Origin of the sequence: Mesorhizobium sp. M0998, assembly GCF_040318885.1 — a bacterium.
Taxonomy (GTDB): Bacteria; Pseudomonadota; Alphaproteobacteria; order Rhizobiales; family Rhizobiaceae; genus Mesorhizobium.
Genome location: NZ_JAMYND010000011.1, coordinates 124,173 through 138,353, shown reverse-complemented (window position 1 = coordinate 138,353; position 14,181 = coordinate 124,173). Strand labels below are relative to the sequence as shown.

Here is a 14,181-nt window from a genome sequence, read left to right as displayed (position 1 = left end):
ATGCTGCAATGGCTGGATGGCGTGGCGGGTCCTGGTTATGCCGCAGCAATCCTATGGACGTTTGCAGTACTTGTCCTTCTGCTCATCATTCTTCTTATCATCAGGCTGATCCGCAGCCTGACGTTCGGGACATTCGTCGCCGGCGGCAGGAACCGCAAGACGCGGCTGGCTGTCATGGATGCCACAGCGGTCGACAGTCACCGGCGGCTGGTGCTGGTGCGCCGTGACGATATCGAGCACCTGCTCTTGATCGGTGGTCCGACCGACGTCGTCGTCGAGCGCGACATCAGGCTCTCGGCGTTGCGGCGCCCGGCATTGACCGGAGACAACGGCCACCAGCCGGCAGCAAGGTCTGCTTCGACCACAGCCGCGCCGGTGAGGCAAGCGCCACCGCAGCCGGCAAGCGTAACCGCGACCCCTGTCCGAGCCCGCCAGACGGCGACGATGCCGGCAACAATGCCGGCGCCGGCGCCGGCGCCGAAACCGGCATCGAACGTCACGCCGTTGCCAAGTTATGGATCCGTCAACGCCAGTGCCTCGCGGCATGCGCAGCCGCCGGCAAGACAGGACTCCCCGGCAAGATACGAGCCGCCGGCACAGCACGAGTCGATTGACGATGCGCTGATGAAGGAGCTGGAGGTTTCCCTCGACGAGCCACGCTTCAGCCAAACGCCGAGCAAGCCGGTGGCGAAGGCATCACCCTCTCTCGACGACGAGATGACGAAGCTCCTCGGCGAGTTGTCCAATCAGAAAAGATAGGCCGATAGCGAACGGCCAATGAAAATGGCCGGAAAACCGGCCATTGTGAACGCTTTACCGATGCCGCTGTTTTCCCGGCGACTCAGTCGTCGCGGTAGACCTTCTCGCGCCGCTCATGGCGCTCCTGTGCCTCGATCGACAAGGTGGCGATCGGGCGCGCGTCGAGCCGCTTCAGCGCGATCGGCTCGCCCGTCTCCTCGCAATAACCGTAAGTGCCTTCGTCAAGGCGCTGGAGGGCCGAATCGATCTTGGAGATGAGTTTTCGCTGGCGATCGCGGGCGCGAAGTTCGATGGCGCGGTCGGTTTCTGAGGAGGCGCGATCGGCGAGGTCGGGGTGGTTGGCGTTTTCCTGCTGCAGGATTTCGAGAGTTTCGCGCGCTTCGCGCAAGATGTCGTTCTTCCAGGTGACGAGCTTCATGCGAAAGTAGGATTTCTGCCGCTCGTTCATGAACGGCTCGTCTTCGGAGGGTACGTAATCGGCGGTAACGATGTCGTTCATTCGACTCACCCAACAAACCCCAAATTTGGCGCCTATATATTCGCGGACCGAAAGCTGCACAAGGTCAATCGACGACAGTTTCACGCAATTGTTAGTCTCGGACAAAACGGCATCGGCGATGCCCTTTTTGCGAAGAATACGACCGAATCCGTACATGATTCGCTATGCTTGAGGGGCGCTTGCCATTGCGCACGGAGCTCTTCTGATGGCAAATCCTGCGGCGTGCTGACGGGTTCGGTGCCCGGCACAACGGGGATCCGGTGACCAGACTGTACCTGCTGAGGCATGCGAAGGCCGGCTGGGCGCTGCCTGGCGTGGCTGACTTCGACCGCCCGCTCGATCCATCCGGCTTCGCCGATGCCGAAGCGATGGGCGTCCTGATGCGTTCCCGCAAATACGCACCGGCCCTCACCCTTTGCTCAAGCGCCAAGCGCGCCCGCCAGACGCTGGAAAGCCTGGCTGGCCACACGGACACGGGCCGGGTGCTGTTCTGTGACACCCTCTACAGCGACGATGCCGCCGCGTACCTCACTGCCATCCGGCAGAATGGCGGGCTGGATGCCTTGCTCGTCATCGGCCACAATCCGATGATTGAGGATCTCGCCATGGCGCTCTCAGGCGACGGCAACGAAACCGCGCGGGCCATGCTGAACCACGGCTTCCCGACCTCCGCACTTGCGGTGGTCCGGTTCAACGGCAGACTTGCCGAGGCTGCGCCAGGCACCGGCTATCTCGAAGCCTTCCTGACGCCTGCCGATATCTGAGGCCATTTCAAAGCCGCGCATCAAAGCCTATATCGGATCCTGACCGGCCCGCGAGAACAGATTTGGCATCATCGCTGACGACTTTTACCGACGAGGCGAAGATTGCCTTGGATACGTTGTCAGGCCGCGCTGCCGGGCTTTTCGCTCCGTCGCTGCGTCTTGGCGTGACCGGGCTGTCCCGCGCCGGCAAGACGGTGTTCATCTCGGCCCTTGTGCACAATCTCGTCCATGGCGGACGCTTGCCGCTGTTTGAGGCACAAAAATCGGGGCGCATCGCCAGGGCTTTTCTCGAAGAGCAGCCGGACGACGCGGTCCCACGCTTCCAGTACGAGGATCACATCGCAGCTCTTGTCGACGATCGCGTCTGGCCGGATTCGACGCGTGCGATTTCCGAACTGAGGCTCACCATCGAATACGAATCGGCCTCTGGCTGGAGCCGCATGTTTTCCGCCGGCAAATTGTCGGTCGACATCGTCGATTATCCCGGCGAATGGCTGCTCGACCTGCCGCTGCTCGGCAAGTCCTACGCCGATTTTTCGCGTGAGGCCTTCGAGATGGCCGTGTTGGCGGTGCGTGTCGACCTTTCGCGGGAATGGCGGGCGCTCTCCGATCCGGTCGACCCCAACGCCGAGGCCGACGAGATGACGGCGCGCCGTCTCGCTGAGAGCTTCGCGGCCTATCTCAAGGCCTGTAAACTCGACGAGCGGGCGCTTTCGACCTTGCCGCCCGGCCGCTTCCTGATGCCCGGCGATCTTGAAGGCTCGCCCGCTCTCACCTTCGCGCCGCTGCCGAATCTGGGCGGCCGGCGCGCCCGCTCGGGATCGCTGCAGGCTATGATGGAGCGGCGCTACGAGGCTTACAAGACGCATGTCGTCAAACCGTTTTTTCGCGAACACATCACGCGTCTCGACCGCCAGATCGTGCTGATCGACGCATTGCAGGCATTGAATGCCGGCCCCGGTGCGATGGCCGATCTAGAGCGCGCGGTCACCGAAATCCTGTCCTGTTTCCGGCCCGGCCGGGGCAATTTCCTGACCGACCTGTTTTCGAGGCGTATCGACCGTATATTGGTGGCCGCGACCAAGGCCGACCATCTGCACCACGAAAGCCACGACCGGCTGCAGGCGATCGTGCGGCGGCTAGCCGACCGAGCCGTGGCGCGGGCGAATTTCACCGGCGCCGACGTCAACGTCGTCGCTATGGCTGCCATGCGCGCGACCCGGGAAGGCACGGTCAAGCAGGGCCGCGAGACTTTGCCGGTCATTATCGGCATGCCGTTGCGCGGCGAAAAAATCGATGGCGAAACCTTTGACGGAAAGACAGAAACAGCCATATTTCCCGGTGACTTGCCGGAGAAAGTTGATGCGGTGTTCGATGTTTCCGAATCGACCCGCCGGCAGAACGATGACGACCCCGCGATCCGCTTCGTGCGCTTTCGCCCGCCGAAACTCGAGCGCACCGCCGAGGGCGTCACGCTGTCGCTGCCGCATATCAGGCTCGACCGCGCGCTGCAGTTCCTGATCGGAGATCATCTCGCATGAGTGCGCCCCGCAGACCGGCGGCCTTTCGCATCGAGCCGGAGCCCCAGCAGAAGGAAGATTCGACGGCTCACCATACTGCGTCCGGGGCCGCGCCGGCGCGAAAGCCGCGTACCGTGACGGCGGATCTTGCCGTGGTCACACCGGCGGAGATCGACGTCTTCGACGAGCCTGATATCGTCGCCGCCGAACCGCCGCCGGCGATTGCGCCGCGAAAACGTTCGCTGCTTGGCAGCCTGTTCTTCGGCGCGCTGGGCGTTCTGGTTTCGCTCGCCGTCGGCCTCTGGACCGACCAGCTGATTCGCGACCTGTTCGAGCGCGCCGAGTGGCTGGGCTGGCTGGCTGCCGCTATGGCCGCGATCGCCATCCTGGCGCTTCTGATCATCCTCGTGCGCGAATTCATGGCGATTGCCCGCCTTGCCGAGGTCGAAAAGTTGCAGAAGCGGGCGCTCGATGCAATTGCCCGTGACGATCCGAAGGCCGCCCGCGCCGTGGTCGACGAGTTGTCGGTCTTTGTCTCGGCCAAGCCTGAAACCGCGGCCGGCAGGCGCTCGCTGGCCGAATTGCGCGGCGAGATCATTGACGGCGGCAATCTGGTGCGCCTGGCCGAGACCGAGATACTCGGCCCGCTCGATGCCCGCGCCAGGGTGATGATCCTCGAAGCGGCGAAGCGCGTCTCCCTGGTGACCGCGGTCAGCCCCCGCGCGCTGGTCGACGTCGCTTATGTCGTGTTCGAAGCCGGCCGGTTGATTCGCCGGCTGTCGGAACTTTATGGCGGCCGCCCCGGCACGCTTGGCTTTTTTCGCCTGGCGCGCAGCGTTCTGGCCCATCTCGCGGTCACCGGGTCGATCGCCGTCGGCGACAGTTTCGTCCAGCAGATCGTCGGCCACGGCCTTGCCGCCCGGCTCTCGGCCAAGCTCGGCGAAGGCGTCGTCAACGGCATGATGACTGCGCGCATCGGCATTGCAGCGATGGAAACCGCAAGGCCCCTGCCCTTTTACGCGGTCAGGCGGCCCGGATTGGGCGATTTCCTCTCCGCGCTGACCTCCTTTGCAGCAAAGAAAGAAAAAGAAACATCCGCTTCCGGAACGTGACTATTGCCTTGGGGTGACAAAGCATTAACCAATCTTGTCCATGGTCGGAAGCGTCCAAACCAGTCTCTTTGTTGCCGGGTGTCGTCGATGAAAAGCGTTATTCTGTCCAGCGGGCTGCCCGTGGCGCTCGCGCTTGTCGCAACCGTCGGCATTGCCGGAAAGACCTCGGCGGCGGAACCGGACAAGCAGTTCTTTCGGTCGGTCGAAGGCAAATGGGTCGGCCCCGGGGAAATCGTTGCCGGCAAATACAAGGGCACGAAATTCACCTGCAGCTTCATCGGCTCGACGCCTGACGGCAAGGTCGGCATGTCGCTCGACGGCGGCTGTCGGGTAGGCATGTTCACCCAGCAGATGTCGGCAACGATCGAACACAAGGGCCGGCAGGGCTACAAGGGTAGCTTTATGGGCGGGGCCGCCGGCTCCGGCCTCGACATTATCGGCGGCAATGTCGTCGATGCGCACAAGGTGGTTTTCACCATCAATCGCAATCAGTTGCGCGGCGTGATGCAGGCGCTTGTCCCCGACGACAATTCGATGACAGTGACCGTTGCCGTGCGCGTCGACCAGCAGCTGGTCCCGGTCATCGGCATGAAGCTGAAGCGGATCGATGCAGTCGAGGTCGGCTCCATAACTCCGAACTGAGCTTTCAGCGTGAGAAGGGCGGCGGCCAAACGGCGCCGCCCTCTTTTGATTTGCAAATAAGTGCTCAGCCTTTGATCGCGGCAATCACCTCGTCATAGGCCTTGCAGGCCGCGGCTGCTGTCGTGCCGCCCTGATACTTGGTTGTCACCGCCTGAAAGGGCCGCGACTTGATCGTCGCTCGCCCTTCACTGGCCGAAGCCGGGTCCTTAGCGCCGGATTGCTGGAACAAGCAACGCGCGGGAGCCCATTATCCTGTTCAGTGCGCCTGCAATATCGCCTTCACAACGCGCCGGATTCGCACTGTTCGATCCGCCCCGAAGCCCCTATCTTGGCCGCTTGTTGCAAGAGAGCGGAACGGCAGGCATGGCGGCAGAGGCATCAAACGGCGATCTGATCCAGGTGGTGGCGCTGCTTGCCGCCGGCGTCGTTGCGGTGCCGATCTTCAGGCGTATCGGACTTGGCTCCATCCTCGGCTATTTGACGGCCGGCGTCGTGATCGGTCCGTTCGGGCTGCGCATTTTTTCCGAATCGGAAGCCATTCTTCATGTCGCCGAACTCGGCGTCGTCATGTTCCTGTTCATTATCGGGCTGGAGATGCAGCCGTCACGGCTATGGGGCATGCGCCGCGAGATCTTCGGGCTTGGCGCGCTGCAGGTCGGCGTCTGCGCGGTCCTGCTGACCGGCGTCGGCCTGGCGGGAGGTTTCCCGATCGCGCAATCCTTCGTCGCCGGCGCCGGTTTCGTACTCACCTCGACGGCAATCGTCATGCAATTGCTGGAAGAACGCGGCGACCTGGCCACGCCCAAGGGCCAGCGCATCGTCTCGGTCCTGCTTTTGGAAGACCTGGCCATCGTGCCGCTGCTGGCGCTGATCGCCTTCCTCGCGCCGGGCGGCGCCGACATGAGCCTGTCGGATCGGTTGACGGAGGTCGGCATCGGCCTTGCCGCGATCGTCGGGCTGGTGCTTGCAGGACGCTATCTGCTCAATCCGTTCTTCCGTATCCTGGCGGATGCGCGCGCCCGTGAGGTGATGACCGCAGCCGCCCTTCTGGTCGTGCTCGGGTCGGCGCTCGCCATGCAGCTTTCCGGCCTGTCGATGGCGATGGGCGCCTTCCTGGCCGGCGTGCTTTTGTCGGAATCGACCTTCCGCCATCAGCTGGAGGCGGACATCGAACCGTTCCGTGGCATTCTGCTCGGACTGTTCTTCCTCGCCGTCGGCATGTCGCTCGACCTGCATGTGGTCGTCGTCAACTGGCAGCTCATTGCCATCTATGTCGTCGCCTACATGATGATGAAGGCGATCGGCATCTATATCGTCGCCCGCATTCTCAAAACCGGCCACCGGGAAGCGCTCGAGCGCGCGGTCTTCATGGCGCAAGGCGGCGAATTCGCCTTCGTCCTCTATTCCGCAGCGGCGGCTGTCGGTATCATCGATAGCCAGGCCAATGCGATGCTGACCGCCATCGTCATCATTTCCATGGTGCTGACGCCCTTAGCGATCATAGCATTGCGGTATCTGACGCCACGCGACGAGCAGTCGCTTGAAGGCGTCGATGTCGCCGAAGGCCTGACCGGCAGCGTGCTGATCATCGGCTTTGGCCGGTTCGGCCAGATCGCCAGCCAGCCGCTTTTGTTGCGCGGGATTGATGTGTCGATCATCGACAATGAGGTCGAGATGATCCAGGCGGCGGCCGATTTCGGCTTCAAGGTCTATTACGGCGACGGCACGCGGCTGGACATTCTGCGTGCCGCGGGAGCCGGGCGCGCACGCGCCGTCCTGATCTGCGTTGACAAGCCCGATGCCGCCGTGCGCATCGCCGAGCTCATCAAGGCGGAGTTTCCGTTGCTGACGGTGCTGGCGCGGGCTTTCGACCGCGGCACGGCATTGCAGCTCATTCGTGCCGGCGTCGACTATCAGCTCCGCGAGACGTTCGAATCGGCGCTTGTCTTCGGCGGCTCGACACTGGAAGCTCTCGGCGTCGATCCGGAAGAGGTCGCCGAGGTAGTCGAGGACGTCCGCCGCCGCGATGCTGCCCGTTTCGAACTTCAACAGGCAGAAGGCATCCGCGCCGGGCGGCGCTTCCTCAAAGGCAATATCGGCACCCCCATCCCGACGCCGCTCAGCACGCCACGGCGCGTGGGCCAGGCGCTCAACGAGGAGACCGCCGGCGTGCTGCAGAAATCCGAACCGGCCGATTAAACGTTGGAAAGACGCGAATGATGAACGAACTGGACGACCGCGCTGTCTCCATCATCAGATTCTGGCGCGACGCCGGGGAGGACGCGTGGTTCGAGAAGAACGACGCCTTTGATGCCGACTTCCGCACCCGGTTTCTCGATCTGCACTTTGCCGCCGCCCGCCGCGAATGCGACGGCTGGTCCGAACACGCCGAAGGGTCGCTGGCACTGATGATCCTGCTCGACCAGTTTCCGCGAAACTGCTTTCGCGCCACCGGCCACATGTACGCCACGGACCCGCTGGCGCGGCATTTCGCCGGGAAAGCGATCGCTGCCGGCCATGACCTGGCACTCGACGAAGAGCTCCGCGTTTTTCTCTATCTGCCCTATGAGCATTCGGAGGACCTCGCCGATCAGCTCAAATCGGTAGAGCTTACCGCCGCCAAAGCCCCGATCTATCTGAAATATGCGATCGAGCATCGCGACATCATCCAGCGCTTCGGCCGCTTTCCGCATCGAAACAGGATGCTTGGCCGCGAGACGACACCGGACGAACAAATGTTCCTCGACGGAGGTGGGTTCTCCGGCTGATTTCAGGCACCGATGGCGACAGCATCAGGTTTTCCACCAATCCCGGCCTGACGCCAGCCGTTCAATGCCCGATGTGTCGACGGCGGCCAGCCGCTCCGATACGCTCTTGCCGTCGACCACAAGCTCCGGCGCAATTTCTGCCAGCGGCGCCAGCACGAAGGCGCGCTCCAGCATGCGCGGATGCGGCACCTCCAGTCCGGTCTCGTGGATGATGCGGTCGCCGAACACCAGAATGTCGATATCGATCAGGCGTGGACCCCAGCGCTCCTCGCGCACCCGCTTCAGTTTTCGCTCGGCGTCGAGGCAAAGGTCGAGCAAAGCCCGTGGCGCGAGCGCGGTCGAGATTTCGGCCGCCGCGTTGAGGAAATCCGGCTGATCGAGCTTGCCCCAGGGCGGCGTGCGGTAGAGCGACGAAACGGCAACGACGCGCGTTCTCTCGTTGGCATCCAGAATGCCCAGTGCCGCAGCCATTGACTTCGCCGGATCACCGAGATTGCCACCAAGGCTGAGATAGACGGTGTTGTTGTTGTTACTATTCTGGCCAGACAACGGTCACCTCGACATGATCGAGCACACCCGGCACCGGGGCGTTCGGCTTGCGCACGGTGATCTCGGCCTTCTTGATCTGCGGAAACCGCGCCGTCAGCGCCCTCGCCACTTCGAGCGCCAGCGCTTCGATCAGAAAGCGCCGTTCGCCGGTAATGATCTTCTCGATGACCGCAAAGGCGATGCCGTAATTGACGGTGTCCTCAATGGAATCCTCGACCAGCGCCCGCCCGGGATCCACCATGAGTGCCGCATCGACATAAAAGCGCTGGCCGAGCGTCTCTTCTTCGTCCAGCACACCGTGCCGGGCAAAGAAGGCGCAGTTCTTCATGCGGATGACATACATGGCTCAGCTTTCCCCGATCTCACGTGCCAGCATAGCATCGGCGATGGCCAGCGCATCCACGTTGATTGCGACATCGTGGACGCGAAAGAGATGCGCGCCTTTGAGCCTCAGGATGACGCTGGTGGCCGCGGTCCCGGCGCCTCTTGCGGCTGCGTCGCGGCCGGTGACGGTGCCGATAAAGCGCTTTCGCGATGTGCCGGCCATCAGTGGAAAACCCAGCGCATGAAGCTCGGAAAACCGTGCCATCAGGTCAAGATTTTCCGCTGCCGTCTCCTTGGCAAAGCCGAAGCCCGGATCGAGCACGATATGATCGTCGGCAACACCGCTCCGCCGCGCGATTTCCAGCGACTTCCTGAGGAAGAAGAGCTGATCGGCAATCACGTCCGGCAGTTTCTGCCGGTCCCGTCCCGTGTGCATGACGACAAGGCCAGCGCCGGTTTCGGCCGCGACGCGGGCAATGCCCGGCTCGCGCTGCAGGCCCCAGACGTCATTGACGATATGCGCGCCGGCTTGGACGGCAAGCCGGGCCGTATCCTCGCGATAGGTATCGACCGAGATCAGCGTTCCGCCGGCCTTCACCAGCGCCTCGATGACGGGCAGTATGCGGGTTTGTTCCTCCTTTGCGGAGACCGCAGACGCCCCGGGACGTGTCGATTCTCCGCCGATGTCGATGACAGAGGCCCCCTCCTCGACCATGCGGCGCGCCTGGGCCACTGCTTTTTCCGGCGCATCGAACAGGCCGCCGTCGGAAAAACTGTCCGGCGTGATGTTGAGGATGCCGACGACCACGGCCTTGCCGCCAAGGTCGAGATGGCGTCCGTGCGCCAACTGCCATCGCCCTGTCATCATTGCCCATCAACCATGTTCGATCCCGCGGCGTGGCGGGGGATCAATTCCGTTGCGCCGAGGACGGCGGTAAAGCAAGGTGGGGAAAGAGGCAACACGATGAAACGATCCCTCCTTTGCGCCCTGATGCTCGCTCTGACCGCATTCCCGGCCGGCGCTGCAACTCTCGTCAAGACATATAGTTATTTCCCGATCGGCGGCAGGACGCTCGACGACATCGAGACCCAGCTGTCGAAACTCGGCCCTCAGGTGAAAAGCACCGGGTCGCGGCATCCGGGAGCTACCCAGATGGCGTTCACCACCCGCGTCAGCTATGCGCAAAAGCCGGGCTCGTGCTGGATTGCCGATGCTGTCGTCACCGTCAAGGTCAAGGTCATCCTTCCTGAGTGGCGCCGCCCGCGCAAAGCCGATGCCGGCGTCAGGCTGTTCTGGGATACGTTGTCCGCCGACATCAAGCGCCATGAGGAACGCCACGTCGAGATTGCCAAGAACCACGGCCGCGAACTAGAAGACGCCTTGAAGGCGAGCTACCCGGAAAAGACCTGCGAACTGGCAAAGGCCAAGGCCGCAAAAATCACTGCGGCCATGCTTGCCAAACACGACCAGGACCAGATGCGCTTCGATCGCGTCGAAAGCGCCAATTTCCAAAGCCGCATCCTGCGGCTTTTGCACTATCGCATCGAGCGCATTGAGAACGGCCGGCTCGCTCCCGGCTGAACTCCGCGTCGTCGGACAAAGCCAATTTTGCCGAAACATAGTGCCAGCTTCGGAAAACTTTCGAGCCGCTGTCGAAATCGGCCTATAGCGAACGACATATGCCAGGTTCGCAGGGATCAGCCTCCGGCAAACGCCAATCGGCGTACTAGATGCTTCCCAGCCCGTCGCGGACGTGTACGCAGGCATAATGGATGAACGGATATGGACCAGGCTGTCGACAAGCAAACGATGGTGGAAACCAACGCGCCGCTGAACGAAACCGAGAAAAACGCCATCATCGGCGGCGTGCTTTTGTCGATGCTGCTGGCGGCGCTCGACCAGACCATCGTCGCGCCGGCGATGCCGACGATGGCACGTCTGCTCGGGCATGCCGAATATCTGCCATGGATCGTGACCGGCTATCTTCTGACCGCGACCGCCGTGGCGCCGCTCTACGGCAAGATCTCCGATATTTATGGTCGCCGGCCGACCGTCTATGCTGCAATCCTGATCTTTCTCGCCGGCTCGCTGGTCAGCGCCACGGCCCCTAACATGCTGGTCCTGGTTGTCGGCCGGGCGATCCAGGGCGCCGGCGGCGGCGGTCTGTTCGCCCTGACGCAGACCGTGATCGGCGACCTCGTGCCGCCGCGCGAGCGGGCCCGATACGCCGCCTGGATCTCGGGCACATGGGCCGTCGCCAGCATCGCCGGGCCGCTGCTCGGCGGCACCTTCGCCGAACATCTGCATTGGTCGCTGATCTTCTGGATCAACATTCCGCTGGGCCTGCTGGCCATGGCGATCATCAACAACCCGCTCAAGAAGCTGCCGATCGCCGCAAAACATCACCGCATCGACGGCCTCGGCGCGCTGCTTCTGGTCGCGGCCACCTCGCTGCTGCTGCTTGCCTTGAACTGGGGCGGCAGCGAGTATCCGTGGCTGTCGCCTGAAATCCTTGGACTGCTCGCCTGCTCGGCGGTGTTCTGGAGCGCGTTCGCGCTGCGGCTCATGCGCGCGGCCGAACCGCTGATCTCGCTCGAAGTGCTCGGCAATCCGATCGTTCTCGCCGGCACATTGTCGATGTTCCTGCTGCAGGCCGCCAATGTCGGCTTGTCGGTCTATCTGCCGGTCTACCTGCAGTCGGTCGTCGGCCTGTCGGTCAGTCAATCGGGCACCGCATTGCTTGGGCTGATGCTCGGCACGGTGGCCGGTGCGACCTTCAGCGCGCGAATGATCCCGCGCTTTTTTCACTATAAACGCATTGCCATGATCGGAACTGTTTTCTCGATCCTGTGCCTCGGCGTGCTCAGCCTGGTCGCCGGGCATGCCTCACTGTTGCTCGTCGAGGTGTTGACGACCTGCGTAGGCCTGGGCACAGGCACGACCTTTCCGGTTGCCACCGTCTCGGTCCAGAACGCCGTCGATCGTATGCACCTTGGCGTGGCGACCGGCGTTCTCACCTTCCTGCGCTCGCTGGGCAGCGCGCTTGGCGTCGCTATGCTCGGTGCCGTCGCCCTTGGTTACGGGCTGCCGCTGGCCAGCGAAGGCACGCAGCCGGCCGGCCATATCGCCTCGGCCATGCCGTTCGTGATGATCTTTCTTGCCGCGGCCGCGATCTTGCTGTTGTCGCTCATCACGCTCTGGCTGATGCCGGAGAAAACGCTTCGCGGCCATGCCGAGGCTGTGGCCCCAACCCTGGCCGAATAGACCTGTCCGGCGAAATCCGGCGAGCTTCAGTCGACCACGCCGAGCTTCTTGTGCAGGCTGGTCGACGAGGTCGTATACTGGAATACGATGCGCTCGCCGGGGCTGATGATGCGCTTGGCTGCCTGCGCCATCAAGGCGACCTCGTGGAAGCCCGACAGGATCAGCTTCAGCTTGCCGGGGTACCAGTTGATGTCGCCGACGGCGAAGATGCCGGGAACCGACGTCTGGAATTTTTCGGTGTCGACCGGGATCAGGTTCTCGTGGAGGTTGAGCCCCCATTCGGCGATTGGGCCGAGCTTCATCGTCAGGCCGAAGAACGGCAGCATCCGCGTGCACGGCACTTCGACATCGCCCTCCGGCCCCTTGATCGTGGCCGAGACTAGCTGGCCGTCGCTGCCGGTCAGGCCAGTCACCTGTCCAACCTGGAATTCCAGCTGCTTCATCTCCTGCATGGCATACATCTTGTTGACACTGTCGGGCGCTGCGCGGAATTCGGGCCGCCGGTGCACCAGCGTCACGCTCTTGGCGACCGGCTGCAGGTTCAGCGTCCAATCGAGCGCCGAATCGCCGCCGCCGACGATGACGAGGTCATGGCCGCGAAAGTCCTCCATCCGGCGCACCGAGTAGAACACGCTCTTGCCTTCATAGGGTTCGATGCCTGGAATCGGCGGCCGCTTCGGCTGGAACGAACCGCCGCCGGCGGCAATCACCACAATTTTGGTTTCGAACACCTCGTTTTCGTCGGTAATGACGCGGAAGCTGCCGTCGTCCAGCCTTTCCAGGCTCGAAACCATGCGGCTATAGGTGAATTCGGGCTTGAACGGCGCGATCTGCTCAAGCAGCTTGTCGACCAGGCCTTGCGCCGAGATCGAGGGCCAAGCCGGAATGTCGTAGATCGGCTTTTCCGGGTAGAGTTCGGCGCATTGCCCGCCGGGCCGGTCGAGTATGTCGATCAGATGGCACTTCATGTCGAAGAGGCCGAGCTCGAATACGGCAAACAGGCCGACAGGCCCTGCCCCGACAATGAGTACGTCCGTCTTGGTGATAGCGGTCATGAAGCATGCGCCTTTATGGGAAAACGGCGCGACACTGCATGACCATTGGTCCGCTGCCAAGCGGCAGCCGCAAAAATCGGCTTCAGCCCTGGCGGGCCGGCACACGCACGACCAGCCCGTCGAGGGCGTCGCGCACCTTGATCTGGCATGACAGCCGCGAGTTCGGCTGGACCTCGTAGGCGAAATCCAGCATGTCCTCTTCCATGGCTTCCGGCTCGCCGACCTCCGCCGTCCAGGCTTCGTCGACATAAACATGGCAGGTCGCGCAGGCGCAGGCGCCGCCGCATTCCGCTTCTATTCCCGGCACCGCATTGCGGATCGCATTTTCCATGACGGTCGAGCCGTTTTCGGCATCCACGTCAAAATGCGTGCCGTCATGGGCGATGAAGGTCAGCTTGGTCATTTGTCACCTGAAGGGAGTCTGAGCCGACATAATCACTCTGCCGGACAAGTCAACTGCGGCGCCAAAGCGCCGCTGTGTGGCGTTTTGGGAATAAGCGCTACCGGCTGATGGCGGCGACGAAGTCGCGCACTTCTTCGATCAGCGAGCCAAGCCGCTTCAGCGTGCTGGCGTCTTCGGGCCGGCATTCGATCGCGCTGGCGCAATCGGCAATGGCGAAGGCGCCGACCCCGCGCGCCGAGCCTTTGAGCCCGTGTGCCAATAGCAGCCGCTGCCTGACATCCGCATCGACGATCTTGTCGCGCACCGACAGCGCCTGCTGCACGAACAGAGCCAGCACCTCCTGCTCGAGGCTCCGATCGCCCATCGTCTGGCGCGCAAGATGCGCCAGGTCGATCGGCCGCGCCCCGGCTGTCCCCGACACGTCGCCGCCGGGCATCGAGAAGGCAATGCCGTTTTCGCCACGTATCACTTTGAGACTCCGTTCTTCGACCGCCGCAAAAACTAGGCGTATCCGGTGGACA

17 protein-coding genes are annotated in these 14,181 nt (G+C 63.0%); 9 read left to right on the top strand and 8 right to left on the bottom strand.

Going from position 1 to position 14,181, the window contains the following annotated elements:
- Positions 1-759: a hypothetical protein gene (locus NKH59_RS13250; RefSeq protein WP_353022150.1), complete on the top strand. Its 759-nt coding sequence runs from the start codon at positions 1-3 to the stop codon at positions 757-759.
- 82 nt (positions 760-841) lie between these two features.
- On the opposite strand, the gene dksA is transcribed toward NKH59_RS13250, so the two are convergent.
- A complete protein-coding gene (dksA, locus tag NKH59_RS13245; RefSeq protein WP_023674847.1) occupies positions 842-1,258 on the bottom strand; it encodes an RNA polymerase-binding protein DksA in 417 nt (138 codons plus the stop codon).
- Positions 1,259-1,518: 260 nt separating this feature from the next.
- Here dksA and NKH59_RS13240 point away from each other — a divergent pair, with 260 nt between their 5' ends.
- From NKH59_RS13240 to NKH59_RS13225, 4 genes are all read left to right on the top strand, one after another.
- Entirely contained in the window at positions 1,519-2,022 is a 504-nt protein-coding gene (locus NKH59_RS13240) for a SixA phosphatase family protein (RefSeq protein ID WP_352613780.1), read from the top strand.
- Between the two features lie 62 nt (positions 2,023-2,084).
- Positions 2,085-3,563, top strand: a complete 1,479-nt coding sequence (locus NKH59_RS13235) for a YcjX family GTP-binding protein (RefSeq protein WP_352540609.1) — start codon at positions 2,085-2,087, stop codon at positions 3,561-3,563.
- Entirely contained in the window at positions 3,560-4,654 is a 1,095-nt protein-coding gene (locus NKH59_RS13230; RefSeq protein ID WP_352471717.1) for a YcjF family protein, read from the top strand. The genes NKH59_RS13235 and NKH59_RS13230 overlap by 4 nt, the downstream gene beginning before the upstream one ends.
- 87 nt (positions 4,655-4,741) lie before the next feature.
- The gene (locus tag NKH59_RS13225; RefSeq protein ID WP_023674843.1) at positions 4,742-5,296 is read left to right on the top strand and encodes a hypothetical protein; all 555 of its coding nucleotides are present in this window, start codon (positions 4,742-4,744) and stop codon (positions 5,294-5,296) included.
- A gap of 64 nt (positions 5,297-5,360) precedes the next feature.
- On the opposite strand, the gene NKH59_RS13220 is transcribed toward NKH59_RS13225, so the two are convergent.
- On the bottom strand, positions 5,361-5,525 hold the full coding sequence (locus NKH59_RS13220) for a hypothetical protein (protein WP_352471718.1): 165 nt from the start codon (positions 5,523-5,525) through the stop codon (positions 5,361-5,363).
- Between the two features lie 134 nt (positions 5,526-5,659).
- Here NKH59_RS13220 and NKH59_RS13215 point away from each other — a divergent pair, with 134 nt between their 5' ends.
- Together NKH59_RS13215 and NKH59_RS13210 are read left to right on the top strand one after the other, a co-directional pair.
- Positions 5,660-7,495 carry a monovalent cation:proton antiporter-2 (CPA2) family protein gene (locus tag NKH59_RS13215; protein WP_352682898.1) on the top strand — a complete coding sequence of 612 codons (1,836 nt, stop codon included), beginning with the start codon at positions 5,660-5,662 and terminating at the stop codon, positions 7,493-7,495.
- Positions 7,496-7,512: 17 nt separating this feature from the next.
- The gene (locus NKH59_RS13210) at positions 7,513-8,064 is read left to right on the top strand and encodes a DUF924 family protein (protein WP_502908700.1); all 552 of its coding nucleotides are present in this window, start codon (positions 7,513-7,515) and stop codon (positions 8,062-8,064) included.
- 24 nt (positions 8,065-8,088) lie between these two features.
- Here NKH59_RS13210 and folK read toward each other — a convergent pair whose 3' ends face one another.
- The 3 genes from folK to folP are packed head-to-tail and all read right to left on the bottom strand — an operon-like array spanning position 8,089 to position 9,805.
- On the bottom strand, positions 8,089-8,613 hold the full coding sequence (folK, locus tag NKH59_RS13205; protein WP_352471720.1) for a 2-amino-4-hydroxy-6-hydroxymethyldihydropteridine diphosphokinase: 525 nt from the start codon (positions 8,611-8,613) through the stop codon (positions 8,089-8,091).
- Positions 8,597-8,956, bottom strand: coding sequence for a dihydroneopterin aldolase (gene folB, locus NKH59_RS13200; protein ID WP_352471721.1), 360 nt, complete (start codon positions 8,954-8,956; stop codon positions 8,597-8,599). Before folB ends, folK begins: the two co-directional genes overlap by 17 nt.
- 3 nt (positions 8,957-8,959) lie before the next feature.
- Positions 8,960-9,805 carry a dihydropteroate synthase gene (gene folP / locus NKH59_RS13195; protein ID WP_352540612.1) on the bottom strand — a complete coding sequence of 282 codons (846 nt, stop codon included), beginning with the start codon at positions 9,803-9,805 and terminating at the stop codon, positions 8,960-8,962.
- 96 nt (positions 9,806-9,901) lie between these two features.
- Here folP and NKH59_RS13190 point away from each other — a divergent pair, with 96 nt between their 5' ends.
- Together NKH59_RS13190 and NKH59_RS13185 are read left to right on the top strand one after the other, a co-directional pair.
- Positions 9,902-10,519 (top strand): DUF922 domain-containing Zn-dependent protease, encoded by a 618-nt coding sequence (locus NKH59_RS13190; protein ID WP_023674836.1) that lies wholly within the window; start codon positions 9,902-9,904, stop codon positions 10,517-10,519.
- A gap of 201 nt (positions 10,520-10,720) precedes the next feature.
- The gene (locus tag NKH59_RS13185) at positions 10,721-12,202 is read left to right on the top strand and encodes an MDR family MFS transporter (protein WP_352540613.1); all 1,482 of its coding nucleotides are present in this window, start codon (positions 10,721-10,723) and stop codon (positions 12,200-12,202) included.
- Between the two features lie 26 nt (positions 12,203-12,228).
- Here the strand turns inward: NKH59_RS13185 and NKH59_RS13180 are convergent, their stop codons facing one another.
- The 3 genes from NKH59_RS13180 to NKH59_RS13170 form a co-directional block, all read right to left on the bottom strand.
- On the bottom strand, positions 12,229-13,257 hold the full coding sequence (locus NKH59_RS13180; protein WP_352540614.1) for an NAD(P)/FAD-dependent oxidoreductase: 1,029 nt from the start codon (positions 13,255-13,257) through the stop codon (positions 12,229-12,231).
- Positions 13,258-13,339: 82 nt separating this feature from the next.
- Positions 13,340-13,660 carry a 2Fe-2S iron-sulfur cluster-binding protein gene (locus NKH59_RS13175; RefSeq protein WP_023674833.1) on the bottom strand — a complete coding sequence of 107 codons (321 nt, stop codon included), beginning with the start codon at positions 13,658-13,660 and terminating at the stop codon, positions 13,340-13,342.
- A 97-nt stretch (positions 13,661-13,757) separates the two neighbouring features.
- Positions 13,758-14,126 carry an Hpt domain-containing protein gene (locus tag NKH59_RS13170; protein ID WP_292660938.1) on the bottom strand — a complete coding sequence of 123 codons (369 nt, stop codon included), beginning with the start codon at positions 14,124-14,126 and terminating at the stop codon, positions 13,758-13,760.
- Between the last annotated feature and the right edge of the window lie 55 nt (positions 14,127-14,181).